We start from the raw sequence: 14,508 nt of genomic DNA on the forward strand, positions 1-14,508 counted from the left end.
TGCGCGAATTGTACGGACGGCATTTCACGTAAGAAGTCACGGCTGGGGCACGACCACGGCAATCGACCGAGCCACGCCAACCGGCAACCCTAGAATGCCGCAGCGTGATGTCCATCACATCCTTCATCGCCCATGGCCGTTGACCCGCAAGAGTGGAGTGAGAAAAGCCGAGACCTGTCCCGCCTGCTGGCGCGTGCCGGCCTGGGTGACCGCGCTGCCTTCGCCCAGTTGTACGAGCGCACCAGTGCGCATCTGTTCGGGGTCGTGCTGCGTATCAACAGAGACAGGGCGCAGGCAGAGGACGTGCTGCAGGAGGTTTACGTCAATGTCTGGCGGGCCGCGCAAAGCTTCGATGCGGCGCAAAGCCAACCCTTGACCTGGCTCACGAGCATTGCGCGAAACCGCGCGATCGACAGCCTGCGCCGCAAGCAGGCCGAGCCGCAGACTCAGCCGGCTTCCCTGGCAAGTGACTCCGACGAGGAACGAGACGTGTACGACGACCTGGCCGATAACGCACCCGGACCGCTGGCCCTGCTGAGCCAGGCGTCGGATGCGCGTGCCTTGTCGCAATGCATGCAAGGCCTGTCGCCGCAGCAGCGGCAGAGCGTGGCGCTGGCTTTCTACGATGGCCTGAGCCATGCCGAGGTGGCCGAGCAGATGAAAGAGCCGCTGGGCACCGTGAAGTCGTGGGTGCGCCGAGCGCTGATCTCCCTCAAGACCTGCCTTGAGAACGCCGTCGTGCGTGACGTGCAGGCAGAGCGATCATGAGAACACCTGCACACCTTCAATGCCGCCTGCTGAGGGGATCAAGCCCTTCGCAACGGCCGGGCAGGGGCTGAAGCATGGACTACAGCCGCCCCGAACTCTCGGACCGCCTGGCCGCCGCCTATGTGGCCGGCACGCTGCGCGGCCCTGCGCGCCGCCGCTTCGTGTCGCTGATGCGCTCACACCCGGGTTTACGCCGCGCGGTGAGCGAATGGGAAGCGCGCCTGATGCCGTTGACCACCAGCGTGGTGCCGGTGACGCCGCCGCCGCGTGTCTGGCAAGGCATCGAGGCCCGCATTGCGCCGGCCAAGGCGGCCGCTCCTGCACCGGTGGGCTGGTGGGGGCAACTGGCGTTCTGGCGCGCGCTGTCGGGCGTGGCAACGGTGGCCGCGCTGACGCTTGCCGTGCTGCTGGCGAGCCCAGGGCCGTCGCAGCCGCCGATCGTCGTGGTGTTGTCAGCCGCCGGTGGTGCGGCGCCCGATGGGGGCGTGATCCCGGCTTCGTTCGTCGCCAGCATCAGTGCCGATGGCCGGGCCATGGTCACGAAGCCCATCACCAATGTGTCGCTGCAGCCCGACCGTGCGCTCGAGCTGTGGGCCGTGCCGCCGCAAGGCTCTCCGCGTTCGCTGGGCCTGATCTCGGCCCAGGGCGCGACGGTGGTCAAGCGCGGCAAGGTGCTCGACAACACCGCGGCGCTGGCCGTCAGCCTCGAGCCCTCCGGCGGCTCGCCGACCGGCGCACCGACCGGCCCCGTCCTCTACGTCGGCAAGCTGGTGTTGTGATGCGGTGATGCGGCCGACGGCAGCATCACGCTGAACGTCGAGCCCGCGCCCAGCACGCTGCGCACCTCGATGTGCCCGTGCATCAGCGTGACCAACGCGCGCGTGATGGCCAGGCCGATGCCTGTGCCTTCGATGCCGCTGCGGCGCTGCCCCAGCCGGTTGAAGGGCTCGAACAAATGGGCCATGTGCTCGGGCGCAATGCCGAGGCCGGTGTCGATGATGCGCAGGCAGACCTTGTCGCCCGCGGCCGCTGTCTCGATCCGCGCGATGCCGCCGGGGCGGTTGTACTTGATGGCGTTGCTAAGCAGGTTGAGCACCACCTGCTTCAGCCGTGTCGGGTCGGCGCGCACCTGCAGCGGCTCATCGGTATCGTCCCGCTGCAGGGTCACGCCGCTGGCCTGCGCTGCCGGCGCCAGCATGTGGGCGCACTCGCGCAGCAGCGGCAGCAGCGCCACGTCGACGAGGTCGACGGACAGCTGGCCGGTCTCGATGCGGGAGTGGTCGAGCAGGTCGCTGATCATGCGCAGCAGGTGCTCGCCCGATTCGCGCACCAGCGTCACGCGGTGGCGCTGCGCCGGGCTCAGCGGGTCGACCTCGTCCAGCTCCATCAGTTGCGCGAAGCCCAGCACCGCATTCAGCGGTGTGCGCAGCTCGTGGCTCATGCGCGAGAGGAACTCGGTCTTCGCCCGGTTGGCCGCCTCGGCGGTGGCGGCCAGTGCGCGGGCTTTCTCGAGCTCGCGGTATTCGGTGATGTCTTCGAGGTAACCGTGCCACACCACGTCGCCGTTGGTCTCCAGGCGCGGTGACGACACACCCAGCATCCAGCGCAACTGGCCGTTGGGGTGCTGGTAGCGGAACTCGACGCGGCGTGGCGCCTGATTGATCGTCCACCCGCCCACTGCCTGGTTGATCTTCTGCCGGTCGGCTGGGTCGATGCGCCTGAACAGCACACCGGCGTCGAGCATCAGGGCCTCGCGGTCCAGGCCCAGCACGTCGTGGCAGCGCTCGCTGACGTAGGGGATGGCGCCGCGGCCGCCCACCGGCACGCGGAACTGGTACAGCAACCCCGGCACGTGGCGGGTGATCTGGCGCAGGCGCTCGTCACGCTCGGCGGTTTCGCTCTCGGCTCGGCGTCGCAGCGTCACGTCGCTCAAGGTGCCGACCATGCGCCGCGGTGTGCCGTCGGGCCACCACTCGACGATGCGGCCACGCTCGGCGAGCCAGCGCCAGCTGCCGTCCTTGGCGAGCGCGCGGTATTCGCTTTCGTACGACGGCGTGTGGCCGGCGGCGTGCGTCAGGTAGGCGGCATCGTTGTCGGGCAGGTCGTCGGGGTGAATGACGGCGTTCCAGCCCGATTGCGTGGACTCCAGTTCACCCGGCGCATAGCCAAGCAAGGCCACGCTGCCGTTCATGCCGGTGAGCACGTCCTGGGGCAGGTCCCAGGCCCAGACCGAGGTGCCGGCGCCGATCAGCGCCTCGCTCATCAGCTCGCTGGCTTCGGAGTCCATGGTCTCAAGCGCTCTGTTGAGCATCGGCCAACGCCGCCTCCACGCGCGAGGCCGGCACGCCGGTCAGGCAACGCGTGTGGCCGAAGCGGCAGACGCGGTCAAAGCAGGGCGCGCAGTCGAGCTGCAGCTCGTCTTTCAGCCACAGCACGCGTGCCTTCGGATTCAGGGGCGGCGTGTGCTCCGGGCTGGTCGAGCCGAACACAGCGACCTGTGGCACGCCGAACGCCGCGGCCACGTGCATGAGGCCCGAGTCGTTGCTGACCACGCCGCGCGCCGCGGCGATGAGCGCCATGGCATCGATGAGCGAGGTCTGCCCGGCCAGCACGCGGCAGGCGCCGGGCGCGGCGCGGGAGATGTCTTCGCACAAGGCGGCCTCCTTGCCCGAGCCAAGCAACACGATCGGCAGGCCGTGCGCCGCATGCAGCGCACGTGCCAGCTCGGCGTAGTGGCTGGCCGGCCAGCACTTGGCGGGGCCGTACTCCGCGCCTGGCGCAAACGCCCAGTAGCCGCGTGGCGTGAGTGACTGGCTGGAGGTGACCTGCTGCAGATGCGCATCGTCGAAGTGAAGCCGAGGCTCTTCATCCACCGGTGCCGCGCCGGAGAGCGCGCGGTAGAAGGCCACCATGGGCGGGCGGCCCACCGGGTTGGCGAGCCGCTGGTTCAGCAGAAGGTAGCGCCCTTCGCCGTGGTAGCCCACACGCTTGGGGATGCCGGCGAGGAACGGGATCAGCGCTGCCTTGATCGAGTTGGGCAGCACGTAGGCCGTTTCGAAACGGCCGCGCAGGGTGGCCGCCAGGCGGTACCGGGCGGACCAGTCGAGCCGGCCATGGGCGAAGGGCAGGTCGATCACCTCGCCGACCTGCGGCATGGCGCGGTACACCGGCGCCACCCAGGGCAGCGCCGCCACCGTGAGGCGCTCGCCGCGCGACGCCAGCACGCGCAGCAGTGGCTCGGACATCACCGCGTCGCCGATCCACTGCGGCGCGATGATCAAGCTGCTCACGCCGGAGCCGGGCTGCGCCCCTTTGGGGGGCAGGAGCCACGCGACGTGCAGATCGCCATCTTCAGTGACCGCCGTGAACTTTTTCGCCCGCCTTCAAGCGGTACTCGGTGCCGCAATACGGGCACTTGCCGAGGCCCGTGGTCACCACGTCGATGAAGACCTTGGGGTGCGTGCTCCACAGCGGCATTTTCGGGTTGGGGCAGGCGACGACGCCCTGGCCCTGCAGGTCGGCGCCAACGACTTCCACCACGGCTTTGGGTTCGCTCATGTCGGTCTCTTCAAACGGGGGTGAGCCATTCGGCATATTTCGGGTTGCGGCCGTTCACGATGTCGAAGAACGCGCTCTGGATCTTCTCGGTGATCGGCCCGCGCGAGCCCTTGCCGATCTCGATGCGGTCGAGCTCGCGGATCGGCGTCACTTCGGCGGCGGTGCCGGTGAAGAAGGCTTCATCGCTGATGTAGACCTCGTCGCGCGTGATGCGCTTTTCCTTCAGCTCCAGGCCCAGGTCCTTGCAGATGGCGAACACGGTGTTGCGCGTGATGCCGTTCAGCGCGCCGGCCGAGAGGTCGGGCGTGTAGACCACACCGCCCTTGATGACGAAGAGGTTCTCGCCGGCACCTTCGCTGACGAAGCCCGAGGCGTCGAGCAGCAGCGCCTCGTCGTAGCCGTCTTCGGTGGCTTCCATGTTGGCGAGGATGGAGTTGGTGTAGTTGCTCACCGCCTTGGCCTGCGTCATCGTGATGTTGACGTGGTGGCGCGTGTAGCTGCTGGTCTTGACGCGGATGCCGCGCTTCAGGCCTTCTTCACCCAGGTAGGCGCCCCAGGACCACGCAGCCACCATCAGGTGGATGGTGTTGCCCTTGGGGCTGACGCCGAGCTTCTCGGAGCCGATCCACGTGAGCGGGCGCAGGTAGCAGCTTTCGAGCTTGTTCTCGCGCACCACGGCACGCTGGGCTTCCATCACCTGTTCCATCGTGAACGGAATCTTCATGCGCAGAATCTTGGCGCTGTTGAAGAGGCGCTCGGTGTGCTCGCGCAACCGGAAGATGGCGGTGCCCCGGGCCGTGTTGTAGGCGCGCACGCCTTCGAAGGCGCCGCAACCGTAGTGCAGCGTGTGGGAGAGCACGTGGATCTTGGCGTCGCGCCAGTCCACCATCTCGCCATCCATCCAGATTTTCCCGTCGCGATCAGCCATTGACATGGCAGGCTCCTGTGATTCGATCAAGAGCGCGATTTTAGGGACTTGGCCGAGCGGCCCTCAGTCGGGCGCCGATTCCGGCCGCACGAGCTGCCAGCTTTTGAGCTTGGCGCCGTCGAACACCAGCGTGACACGGCTGTCGCCGTCGTCGACCCACGACCAGGTCTCGGGCGTTTCGCTCACGCGCTCGCCCAGGCTCTTGGTCAGCCCGATCACCTGCAGCAGCGTCATGCCGGCCTGCAGCTTGGCGTTGACCATCACGGCGCTGTCGACCCGGCCCTTGGGCGCTGCCGCCGCGTTCTTCATCGCGCGCATCGTGCGGCTGAATTGCAGCAGCAGCCAGAACACGGTCAGCGACACCGCCATCACGATGCCCTGCCAGCCATACGCCTTCCAGCCGGCCACCACCGCCACGACGGCGAGGCTCCACCCCAGGATTGGATTCATGAATGCGATGGTAGGTTCAGCCCCGCAGCGCATGGCTGCGTGGTTCCCACAAGGTTGCTCTTCAGAGCCTGGGTTGGCGGTGGATGCGAATGGGTTGAGCGCCGTCGGCAGCCGGCTTCAGGGGCTTGGCGTCACAGCCGTCGCAGCCGCAACCGCCCGACACCTTGGCCGCCTTCTGCAGGCGCACGGTGATAGGGGCCGGCCACGGCCACTTCAGGGCCTGCTGTGCCGCAGCGCGGCGCAAGGCGCCGGGAACCAACACCCACACCGCGTAGCCGGTGCAGCCGATCACGATCAGAGCGACGAGCAGGTTTTGCATGGCGCGGCCCTCAGTGCATGAACCACAGCGTGGTTCGGTAGGTGATGAATGACGCGATGTAGGCCAGCGCAAACATGTACGCAGCCATCAGCAGCGGATAACGCCAGGAGTTGGTTTCGCGCTTGACGACAGCCAGCGTCGACAGGCATTGCGGCGCAAACACATACCAGGCGATCAGCGAGAACGCGGTGGCCAACGACCACTGCGCAGCGATCACCGGCGCCAGGGCGTCCGCCACTTCACCGGTGGTCGACGACATCGCGTACACCGTGCCGAGCGCACCCACCGCCACTTCGCGTGCGGCGAGGCCCGGCACCAGCGCGATCGAGATCTGCCAGTTGAAGCCAATGGGCGCAAAGATCACCTGCAGCGCGTTACCCAGCATGCCGGCCAGGCTGTACTGGATCGCCGGGCCAGTCGCGCCATCGGGCGGCGCGGGGTAGCTGGACAGGAACCACAGCACCACCGTGAGCGAAAAGATGATCGTGCCCACTCGCGAGACGAAGATGCGTGCCCGCTCCCACAACCCGAGCAGCAGGTTGCGCAGGTTGGGCCAGCGGTACGGCGGCAGCTCCAGCATCAGCGGCTGGTAGCTCGACTTGATCCACACCCGCTTGAGCAGCCAGGCCACGGCCATCGCCGACACCACGCCAGCCACGTACAGCACGAACAGCGTGATGCCCTGCAGGTTGAACGGCCCGACGTTGCGCGCCGGCACGAAGGCGCCAATCAGCAGCGCGTACACCGGCAGACGTGCCGAGCAGGTCATCAGCGGCGCCACCATGATGGTGGCCAGCCGGTCGCGCCAGTTGGCGATGGTGCGCGTGGCCATGATGCCGGGGATGGCGCAGGCAAAGCTCGACAGCAGCGGAATGAAGGCCCGGCCCGACAGACCCACCTTGCCCATCACGTTGTCGAGCAGGAAGGCGGCGCGCGGCAGGTAGCCCGAGTCTTCGAGGATCAGGATGAAGAAGAACAGGATCAGGATCTGCGGCAGGAACACGATCACGCCGCCCACGCCGGCGATCACGCCATCGACCAGCAGGCTGCGCAAGGGTCCGTCTGCCATGTGGGCGTTGATCCATTCGCCGCTGGCGGCCACCGTGTCCTTGATCGCGTCCATCGGCAGGTTGGCCCACGAGAACACGGCCTGGAAGATCAGGAAGAGCAGCACCGCCAGCAAGGCCAGGCCCCACACCGGGTGCATCACGATCGCATCGAGCTTGTGGTTGAAGCGCTTGAACTGCATGGCGCCCGGGGCCACCAGCGCCAGAATGCGCCGCACTTCTCGTTGCAGCTGGGCCGGGCTGGGCGTGGCGTCTGCCGCCGCGGTGGCCGTTGGCCAGGAGGCCTGCTGTTCGAGTTGCGCAAGCAGCGCGGCATGGCCGTGGCTCTGCACGGCAATGGTTTCGACGACCGGCATGCCCAGTTCAGCGCTGAGCTTGGGCACATCGATCTGCAGCCCGCGCGCGCGCGCCACGTCGGCCATGTTGAGAGACAAGACCATCGGCCGGCCCAGGCGCTTCAGCTCCAGCACCAGGCGCAGGTTCATCGGCAGGTTGGTCGCATCGACCACGGCCACGATCGCGTCGGGCGCGGCCTCGTCGGCGCGCTGGCCGAGCACCACGTCGCGCGTCACGGTCTCGTCGGGCGTCGATGGCGTGAGGCTGTAGGCGCCCGGCAGGTCGATCACCGACACCGCGCGGCCGCTCTTCAGCGTGACCGTGCCCACCTTGCGCTCGACCGTGACGCCGGCGTAGTTGGCGACCTTCTGCCGTGCGCCTGTCAGCAGGTTGAACAGCGCCGTCTTGCCGCAGTTCGGGTTGCCGACCAGCGCAATGCGCAATCCGGGGAGTGCTGCCGCGTCGCTCATGACACCGACACCTCGACGCACTGCGCCTCGATCTGCCGCAATGCAAACAAGGTTTCTCCAATCTGAACTGCCAGCGGTTCACGCCCGCCCGGACCGCGGCGCAGCACCTGCACCGGCTCGCCCGGCAGAAAGCCGAGTTCGGCCAGGCGGCGCAGCATCTGCCCATCGGCCTGCGGCGAGGCGGCGCTCACGTTCAGCACCGTGCCATGGGCGCCATTGGGCAAATCGGACAAACGGGGGGAGGGCATGGGTGCATCCGCGGAAAGCGAGATGCAAATGATAATGAATCTTATCCGCGAGTGGCGGAAAAGCGGTTTCTCAGGGGATTGCGCTGGCCTCGAGGCGACCGACGCGGCCGGTGCGCAGGGCGTCGGCCCAGTCGGGTCGCCCGTTGCGCTCGGCCTGCACGGCGGCGGCCTCAAAGTCGTAGTCGACACGGCGCAGCTCGACCTGCCAGCCAGCGGGCTCCTGCGTCAGCAGCGCATAACGCGCCTGCGGTGATCCGTTCTCCATGACATGTGGGTGCGGGTGCACGTCGTCATACGCCTGCAGGCCCACGCTGCCCGGGTTGACGATCACGCGGCCATCGGCAACGCGTTCGCAGCGCGGCATATGCGTGTGGCCGCACAGGATCAGCCCGTGCGCTACGCCTTGCATCGCATCGCCCAAGCGCTGCAGCACCTCGGCCGGCGAGGCGGCGCGGACGCCGGGCGAACGGCCTGGCTGGTAGTCGTCTGTCACGGTCTTCAGCCAATACACCAGGTCGCTGCTGGGTGTGCCATGGCACAGCAGCACGTCGTCACGCCATTGCAGCGTGGCGGGCAGGGATGCCATCCAGGCACGATGCCGCTGCTGGAGTTGCATGTGGGCGTGGCGATCAGAAGCGCCCATCTTGTCCGGGCCTTGCGTCAGCACCTGGCGCTCATGGTTGCCGGCCAGCGTGGGCAGGTCGAGCGCCATCAGGCGGTCTGCAGTTTCGGCCGGCCACAGCGGGCCAGAGACGATGTCGCCCAGATTCACCGTTGCATCGACGCCTTCTTGCGCGATGTCGGCCAGCACCGCTTCCAGCGCGGGCAGGTTGCCATGTATGTCACTGATTGCGGCGAACTTCATGGGGCGATGCTAAGGGCTGGCTCGATAGAATCTGGCGTCTTTTTCAGAGTCGAAGAGCGGCCTCATTCGGTCGCCACTGAGCAGAGGGAGTTCCCGTGGTCTCGAATCTACAAATGCGCGCACGCGTGGCGAGCGCGATGGCGCTTGTCGCCCTGGTAACGGCCTGTGGCGGTGGTGGCGGAGGTGCCCCGGCGCCGGTCACCCCACCTCCGCCCGCGCCCCCACCCGCACCGCTGTTGACCAGCGAGTACAACGAGCCCACCGGCGAGGGTGCCAGCACGGCAGCGCGCTACGGCAACGTGGCAGCCAATGCCTATGCAGAGTTCAACAACGCTGCCGCTCCCACTGCGTCTGCGAGCAATGGGCTGTTGACGCTCTCGGGTTCAATCCCTGCGGGCAACAGCTTCGCCGGCATCCTCGCGGTCGTGTACCCGCCGATGTCCACCTTCATCCCCACCACCGGTGCAGGGCGCATCGCGGCGCAAGACTACTCGGCCCAGACCGAATTGCGCGTGGTGGCGGGGGCAGCGCAGGCCTCTCGCCTGCTGGTCCAACTGATCCCGCAAGGCGGCCCCTTCAACGGCTGTGTGCCTTCGGCCGAGCTGAGCGTCGGGTCTGCGGCCACTGAGCACGTGCTGCCCCTGACAACCGCGGTGTGGACGATTCCGGCGCACTGCACGTCGGCCGAACGCGCCCTGACGCTGGCGAACACGCTGCGGCATCTGCAGGTCATCAACGTCGGCATCACGCAGGATCAGGTGCCCGGCATCGCCGATGGCGCCGTGCGCAGCTTCACCATCGGCAAGCTCGAGTTTGCCGGCCCGACCCAGGCGCCGATCGACTACGCCGAGGTAGTCTCTGTCTACAACAAGCCCGCCGGGCTGGGTGATTCGCTTGCCGCCCAATATGGCGGCTTGGGCTTCGACATCTTTTCAGAACATGCCGACGCCAGCGCCACGATCCATGCGTCGTATGCGCTGGTGCAGGCGACCCTCACCGTGCCTGCAGGCAACACCTACGGGGGTTTGTTGCTGAACGCCACGGGACCTGGCTCGACCTGGTTCCCGTCGCGCGCCAACAGCAGCACCGGCACGGGCACCGTCGTCTACGGCAACTACGGAACGGAGCAGCGCCTGCGTGTGCAGGTGGGCAGCCGGTCCGCCAGCCACGCGCTGGTCCGCCTCTATCCGCATGCCGGCCCGGGTGATTCCTGCGTGCCGACATATGTGCTGCCGGTGGACGCAATGGCGGTGTCGCGCGACATCAGCCTCACCGACGCAGGCTGGTTCGTGCCCGACTACTGCTCGTCGACCGACCGTGCCCGCACGGCCCTCGCTGCCGTATCCGATCTGCGGTCCGTGGCGGTCGGCCTGACGGAGCGCAGCGAGCTCACCGTCACCGACGGCGTGTCGCGTGATTTCACGCTGGGCGAGATCGCCTTCGTGCACTGAAGCCGTCGGCGTACAGCTTCACAAGCTGCGCGCCAGATCGATCGCCTGCTCGATGCGTTCGACCGCGTGGATGGTCAGCCCTTCGATCGGCTTCTTCGGCGCATTCGCCTTTGGCACCACGGCCACGCTGAAGCCGAGCTTGGCGGCTTCCTTCAGGCGCTCTTGCCCGCGCGGCGCGGGCCGCACTTCGCCGGCGAGACCCACCTCGCCGAAGGCGATGAAGCCACGCGGCAGCGGCCGCCCGCGCAGCGAGCTTTGGATCGCGAGCATCACCGCCAGGTCGGCTGCCGGCTCGCTGATGCGCACGCCGCCGACCGCGTTGACGAACACGTCCTGGTCCATGCAGGCGATGCCGGCGTGGCGGTGCATCACGGCCAGCATCATCGCGAGGCGATCGCGGTCCAGGCCCACGCTGAGGCGGCGTGGACTCGGGCCACCGGAATCGACCAGCGCCTGGATCTCCACCAGCATCGGCCGTGTGCCTTCCAACGTCACCAGCACGCAGGAGCCCGGCACCGGTTCGCCGTGTGTCGACAGGAAGATCGCGCTCGGGTTGGCGACGCCCTTGAGCCCCTTCTCCGTCATCGCGAAGACGCCAATCTCATTGACGGCACCGAAGCGGTTCTTGATCGCCCGCACCAGGCGAAAACTCGAGTGCGTGTCGCCCTCGAAGTACAGCACCGTGTCGACGATGTGCTCCAGCACGCGCGGGCCGGCCAGCGCGCCTTCCTTCGTCACGTGGCCCACCAGCACGATGGCCGTGCCGCTGCTCTTGGCAATGCGCGTGAGCTGCGCCGCGCACTCGCGCACCTGCGCCACCGAGCCGGGTGCCGAGGTGAGCTGGTCGCTGTAGACGGTCTGGATCGAATCGATCACGCACACTGCCGGTTGCTCTGCCTCGATCGTGGCGCTGATCTTCTCGAGCTGGATCTCGGCGATCACGCGCACCTGCGAGCCGTCGAGCCCCAGCCGGCGCGAGCGCAAGGCGACCTGCGCGCCCGACTCTTCGCCGGTGACGTACAGCGTGCGCAGGTTGCGCGACAGCGAATCGAGCGCCTGCAGCAGCAGCGTCGACTTGCCGATGCCCGGGTCGCCGCCGATCAGTACCACGCCGCCGGCGACCATGCCGCCGCCGAGCACGCGGTCGAGTTCATCGATGCCGGTGGGCTGGCGGTCGACGTCCGAGGCCTCGATCTCGCTCAGCGTGGCGACGGGCTGGGCCGCCGCAAGCGCCTGGTAGCGGTGCTTGGACGGCGCATCGGCCACCGATTCGATCAGCGTGTTCCAGGCGTTGCAGTGGGGGCACTTGCCCAGCCACTTGGGGCTGGTGCCACCGCATTCATTGCAGGTGTAGATGGATTTGGGTTTGCTCACCCGAGGACTGTAGCTGCGCGGGTGGCTCGCCTCGTGAGCCTGCGCCACACACCCGACAGCCAGCTTCGCAGCGACGCGTCGCTTTCGAAGCGCAACCAGACGTCCTGATCGGCCTGGATCAGCGTGCCGTGCTCCCGGCGCAGCTCGAAGCACTGGCCGTGGTGCAGAAAGTGGTCGACCAGGTCGTTGCGCTGCGTGATCCACACCCGGCCCGACACCACGCGCACCCGCGCCGCGGCCTGATTCCAGGCGATCAGGTCGCCTTGGCTGAGCTTGAGCGTGACGGGGGTGGTGAAGTGGACCATGGCTGCCTCCGAAGGCGTCTGTTTCTGGAGCTTCAGTGTTCCCAAACTGCCGTGGTGCCGCCATATCCAGCGCCCGCCTATCTTGACCATCACAGTTGCTCCTTACGCAATCTGTGCTGGTGACAACTGACAAGCTCTGTGTCTGTCACATGGCTGCCCGGCAGACCACAATGCAACGCATGGACGCCCCCACCGACGCCGGATTTCCGCTTTACCACCGGGTGGCCGGTGAGCTGGCGCAGGCCATCCACGGGGGCAGCCTGCGCACCGGCGACCGCCTGCCCTCGGTGCGCCAGCTGTGCCAGCAACACGGCGTGAGCGCCTCCACCATCACGCTAGCCTACCGCTGGCTGGAGAACCAGGCGCTGGTCGAGGCACGGCCCAAGTCGGGCTACTTCGTCGCGCCACGCCACGAGCCGCTGCCCGAGCCGGAGATCGACACCCGCATGAGCGGCGCCGGCTTCGTCGAGCCCGACGACTTCACCCGCGAGTTTTTGTTCGGCTCCGAAGACCCGAAGGCGGCACCGTCGTTCTGCCCCATGCCGGCGCGCGAGCTGCTGCCCGAGGCCAAGCTGCGTCACCTCACCGCGCGCATGAACCGGCAACACCCGGAATACGCGTCGCGCTATTTCATGGCCGGCAGCCCGGGCCTGCGTCAGGAGATTGCGCGCCGCTCGGTCAGCGCGGGCCTGCGCCTGCGGCCGGAAGAGATCATCCTGACCAATGGCGGCACCGAGGCGGTTCATCTCGCGCTGCGCTCGGTGGCCAAGGCTGGCGACACGATCGCGGTGGAGTCGCCCACTTACTGGATGCTGCTGGAGATCATCCGCACGCTGGGCATGAAGTCGATCGAGATCCCCACGCACCCGCGCGAAGGCATCTCGGTCGAGGCGCTCGACCTCGCCACGCAGAAGCCCGGCGTCATCACCGCCTGCATGGTGCTGCCCAACTTCCACAACCCGCTGGGCAGCTTGATGCCGGTGGCCAACAAGCGCCGGCTGGTGGCGCTGGCGCACGAGCGTGGCTTCCCGCTGGTGGAGTGCGACATCTATGGCGAAACGTACTTCGGCGACGAGCGCCCGCCGGTGCTGAAAAGCTTCGACATTCACGACGACGTGATCGTCTGCTCGGCCTACACCAAGACGGTGGCCCCGGGCTTCCGCGTGGGCTGGATGGCGCCGGGGCGGCACTTCAAGACGACGCAGCAGCTCAAGTTCCACACCTCCATCACCGGCTCGCTGCTGCAGCAGGAAGTGCTCGCCGAGTTCATCCGCGACGGGGGCTACGACCACCACATGCGCAAGCTGCGTGCGGCGCTGAAGCTGCACTGCCAGCAGATGTCGGAAGCGGTGGCACGCCACTTCCCGGCCGGCTGCAAGCTGAGCCGGCCGCAAGGCGGCTTCATGCTGTGGATCGAGATGCCCCTGCACACCGATTCGCGCAAGGTCTTCGAGCGGGCGCGGCGCGAGCACATTGGCTGCGCACCCGGCGCCACCTTCAGTTGCACCGGGCGCTTCGACCACTTCCTGCGTGTCCACTACGGCGAGCCGTGGTCGATGAAGCACAACGCTCACATCCGCCGGCTCGGCGAGATCGTGGCTGAAGAGGCCGATCTCGGCCAGGCGCGTGCCACCCGCGTTGCAAAGTTTTCGGGCGCGACTTGAACAGCGCCCGCCTTGCGTAGACTCCTCCCCCCACTCCTTCAGACACATCATGGAACTCAGCACCTGGCTCGCCTTCTTTGCCGCCGCATGGGCCATCAGCATCTCGCCCGGCGCCGGTGCCGTGGCCGCGATGAGCTCGGGCCTCAACAACGGCTTCGCGCGCGGCTACTTCCTGACCTTCGGCCTGGTGCTGGGCATCTGGACGCAGGTGCTGGTGGTCGGCCTCGGGCTGGGTGCACTGATCGCAACCTCGAGCATCGGCTTTGCCATCGTCAAGTGGCTGGGCGTGGCCTACCTCGTCTGGCTGGGCGTCAAGCAATGGCGTGCACCGGCTGTGCCGATGGTGGCCGAGACCGGCGAGGCGCTGGTCGTGCCGCGCCGCACGCTGGTGTTGCGCGGCTGGATGGTCAACGCCGTCAACCCCAAGGGCACCGTCTTCCTGCTGGCCGTGGTGCCACAGTTTCTCGAACTCGCACAACCGCTGGCACATCAATATGCCGTGATCGCCGCCACGCTGGGCTTCACCGACCTCGTCGTGATGGCCGGCTACACCGCGCTCGCGTCGAAGGTGCTGCGGCTGCTGAAGTCGCCGCGCCAGATCAAGGTGCTCAACCGCACCTTCGGCAGCCTGTTCGTCGCTGCGGGCGGGTTGCTGGCCTTGTTCAAGCGGGCCTGACGGTTGCTTTCTGATCGAGGCAGGCCGCA

At 67.6% G+C, this 14,508-nt stretch carries 16 protein-coding genes; 5 read left to right on the forward strand and 11 right to left on the reverse strand.

Annotated elements, in window-relative coordinates; translation table 11 throughout:
• Positions 1-132 precede the first annotated feature (132 nt).
• Both AC1DYS_RS04655 and AC1DYS_RS04660 read left to right on the forward strand, forming a co-directional pair.
• Entirely contained in the window at positions 133-768 is a 636-nt protein-coding gene (locus AC1DYS_RS04655) for a sigma-70 family RNA polymerase sigma factor (protein WP_477896508.1), read from the forward strand.
• Positions 769-842: 74 nt separating this feature from the next.
• Positions 843-1,547 (forward strand): anti-sigma factor, encoded by a 705-nt coding sequence (locus AC1DYS_RS04660; RefSeq protein ID WP_477896510.1) that lies wholly within the window; start codon positions 843-845, stop codon positions 1,545-1,547.
• On the opposite strand, the gene AC1DYS_RS04665 is transcribed toward AC1DYS_RS04660, so the two are convergent.
• The 9 genes from AC1DYS_RS04665 to AC1DYS_RS04705 all read right to left on the reverse strand — a co-directional run bounded on the left by AC1DYS_RS04665 (position 1,523) and on the right by AC1DYS_RS04705 (position 9,009).
• Positions 1,523-3,055, reverse strand: a complete 1,533-nt coding sequence (locus tag AC1DYS_RS04665; protein ID WP_477896512.1) for a sensor histidine kinase — start codon at positions 3,053-3,055, stop codon at positions 1,523-1,525. The two genes, AC1DYS_RS04660 and AC1DYS_RS04665, sit on opposite strands and share 25 nt — an antisense overlap.
• 4 nt (positions 3,056-3,059) lie before the next feature.
• Positions 3,060-4,058, reverse strand: coding sequence for a lipopolysaccharide heptosyltransferase II (gene waaF, locus AC1DYS_RS04670; RefSeq protein WP_477896514.1), 999 nt, complete (start codon positions 4,056-4,058; stop codon positions 3,060-3,062).
• A gap of 61 nt (positions 4,059-4,119) precedes the next feature.
• The gene (locus tag AC1DYS_RS04675) at positions 4,120-4,326 is read right to left on the reverse strand and encodes a zinc-finger domain-containing protein (protein WP_477896516.1); all 207 of its coding nucleotides are present in this window, start codon (positions 4,324-4,326) and stop codon (positions 4,120-4,122) included.
• A gap of 10 nt (positions 4,327-4,336) precedes the next feature.
• Positions 4,337-5,260 carry a branched-chain amino acid transaminase gene (locus tag AC1DYS_RS04680; RefSeq protein WP_477896518.1) on the reverse strand — a complete coding sequence of 308 codons (924 nt, stop codon included), beginning with the start codon at positions 5,258-5,260 and terminating at the stop codon, positions 4,337-4,339.
• A 57-nt stretch (positions 5,261-5,317) separates the two neighbouring features.
• The gene (locus AC1DYS_RS04685) at positions 5,318-5,704 is read right to left on the reverse strand and encodes a hypothetical protein (RefSeq protein ID WP_477896520.1); all 387 of its coding nucleotides are present in this window, start codon (positions 5,702-5,704) and stop codon (positions 5,318-5,320) included.
• A 61-nt stretch (positions 5,705-5,765) separates the two neighbouring features.
• The gene (locus AC1DYS_RS04690) at positions 5,766-6,023 is read right to left on the reverse strand and encodes a hypothetical protein (protein ID WP_477896522.1); all 258 of its coding nucleotides are present in this window, start codon (positions 6,021-6,023) and stop codon (positions 5,766-5,768) included.
• 10 nt (positions 6,024-6,033) lie between these two features.
• Entirely contained in the window at positions 6,034-7,896 is a 1,863-nt protein-coding gene (gene feoB, locus AC1DYS_RS04695; protein WP_477896524.1) for a ferrous iron transporter B, read from the reverse strand.
• The gene (locus AC1DYS_RS04700) at positions 7,893-8,144 is read right to left on the reverse strand and encodes a FeoA family protein (RefSeq protein WP_047496994.1); all 252 of its coding nucleotides are present in this window, start codon (positions 8,142-8,144) and stop codon (positions 7,893-7,895) included. Before AC1DYS_RS04700 ends, feoB begins: the two co-directional genes overlap by 4 nt.
• A gap of 70 nt (positions 8,145-8,214) precedes the next feature.
• A complete protein-coding gene (locus AC1DYS_RS04705) occupies positions 8,215-9,009 on the reverse strand; it encodes a metallophosphoesterase family protein (protein ID WP_477896526.1) in 795 nt (264 codons plus the stop codon).
• A 113-nt stretch (positions 9,010-9,122) separates the two neighbouring features.
• On the opposite strand from AC1DYS_RS04705, the gene AC1DYS_RS04710 reads away from it, so the two are divergent.
• On the forward strand, positions 9,123-10,460 hold the full coding sequence (locus AC1DYS_RS04710; RefSeq protein ID WP_477896527.1) for a hypothetical protein: 1,338 nt from the start codon (positions 9,123-9,125) through the stop codon (positions 10,458-10,460).
• An 18-nt stretch (positions 10,461-10,478) separates the two neighbouring features.
• Here the strand turns inward: AC1DYS_RS04710 and radA are convergent, their stop codons facing one another.
• A complete protein-coding gene (gene radA / locus AC1DYS_RS04715) occupies positions 10,479-11,834 on the reverse strand; it encodes a DNA repair protein RadA (protein ID WP_477896528.1) in 1,356 nt (451 codons plus the stop codon).
• A complete protein-coding gene (locus AC1DYS_RS04720) occupies positions 11,831-12,139 on the reverse strand; it encodes a DUF2917 domain-containing protein (protein ID WP_477896529.1) in 309 nt (102 codons plus the stop codon). The genes radA and AC1DYS_RS04720 overlap by 4 nt, the downstream gene beginning before the upstream one ends.
• Before the next feature lie 179 nt (positions 12,140-12,318).
• On the opposite strand from AC1DYS_RS04720, the gene AC1DYS_RS04725 reads away from it, so the two are divergent.
• Together AC1DYS_RS04725 and AC1DYS_RS04730 are read left to right on the forward strand one after the other, a co-directional pair.
• Positions 12,319-13,803, forward strand: a complete 1,485-nt coding sequence (locus tag AC1DYS_RS04725) for an aminotransferase-like domain-containing protein (RefSeq protein WP_477896530.1) — start codon at positions 12,319-12,321, stop codon at positions 13,801-13,803.
• 49 nt (positions 13,804-13,852) lie between these two features.
• On the forward strand, positions 13,853-14,479 hold the full coding sequence (locus AC1DYS_RS04730) for a LysE family transporter (RefSeq protein ID WP_477896532.1): 627 nt from the start codon (positions 13,853-13,855) through the stop codon (positions 14,477-14,479).
• Positions 14,480-14,508 lie beyond the last annotated feature (29 nt).

The sequence above is a fragment of the Rhizobacter sp. P2_G4 genome (assembly GCF_056403575.1).

What these genes read in the sequence shown, in the direction of transcription:
- AC1DYS_RS04655 (WP_477896508.1), top strand. Translation starts at nt 133, where the DNA reads ATGGCCGTTGACCCGCAAGAGTGGAGTGAGAAAAGCCGAGACCTGTCC.
- AC1DYS_RS04660 (WP_477896510.1), top strand. Translation starts at nt 843, where the DNA reads ATGGACTACAGCCGCCCCGAACTCTCGGACCGCCTGGCCGCCGCCTAT.
- AC1DYS_RS04665 (WP_477896512.1), bottom strand. Translation starts at nt 3,055, where the DNA reads ATGGACTCCGAAGCCAGCGAGCTGATGAGCGAGGCGCTGATCGGCGCC.
- AC1DYS_RS04675 (WP_477896516.1), bottom strand. Translation starts at nt 4,326, where the DNA reads ATGAGCGAACCCAAAGCCGTGGTGGAAGTCGTTGGCGCCGACCTGCAG.
- AC1DYS_RS04680 (WP_477896518.1), bottom strand. Translation starts at nt 5,260, where the DNA reads ATGTCAATGGCTGATCGCGACGGGAAAATCTGGATGGATGGCGAGATG.
- AC1DYS_RS04685 (WP_477896520.1), bottom strand. Translation starts at nt 5,704, where the DNA reads ATGAATCCAATCCTGGGGTGGAGCCTCGCCGTCGTGGCGGTGGTGGCC.
- AC1DYS_RS04690 (WP_477896522.1), bottom strand. Translation starts at nt 6,023, where the DNA reads ATGCAAAACCTGCTCGTCGCTCTGATCGTGATCGGCTGCACCGGCTAC.
- feoB (WP_477896524.1), bottom strand. Translation starts at nt 7,896, where the DNA reads ATGAGCGACGCGGCAGCACTCCCCGGATTGCGCATTGCGCTGGTCGGC.
- AC1DYS_RS04700 (WP_047496994.1), bottom strand. Translation starts at nt 8,144, where the DNA reads ATGCCCTCCCCCCGTTTGTCCGATTTGCCCAATGGCGCCCATGGCACG.
- AC1DYS_RS04705 (WP_477896526.1), bottom strand. Translation starts at nt 9,009, where the DNA reads ATGAAGTTCGCCGCAATCAGTGACATACATGGCAACCTGCCCGCGCTG.
- AC1DYS_RS04710 (WP_477896527.1), top strand. Translation starts at nt 9,123, where the DNA reads ATGCGCGCACGCGTGGCGAGCGCGATGGCGCTTGTCGCCCTGGTAACG.
- AC1DYS_RS04720 (WP_477896529.1), bottom strand. Translation starts at nt 12,139, where the DNA reads ATGGTCCACTTCACCACCCCCGTCACGCTCAAGCTCAGCCAAGGCGAC.
- AC1DYS_RS04725 (WP_477896530.1), top strand. Translation starts at nt 12,319, where the DNA reads ATGGACGCCCCCACCGACGCCGGATTTCCGCTTTACCACCGGGTGGCC.
- AC1DYS_RS04730 (WP_477896532.1), top strand. Translation starts at nt 13,853, where the DNA reads ATGGAACTCAGCACCTGGCTCGCCTTCTTTGCCGCCGCATGGGCCATC.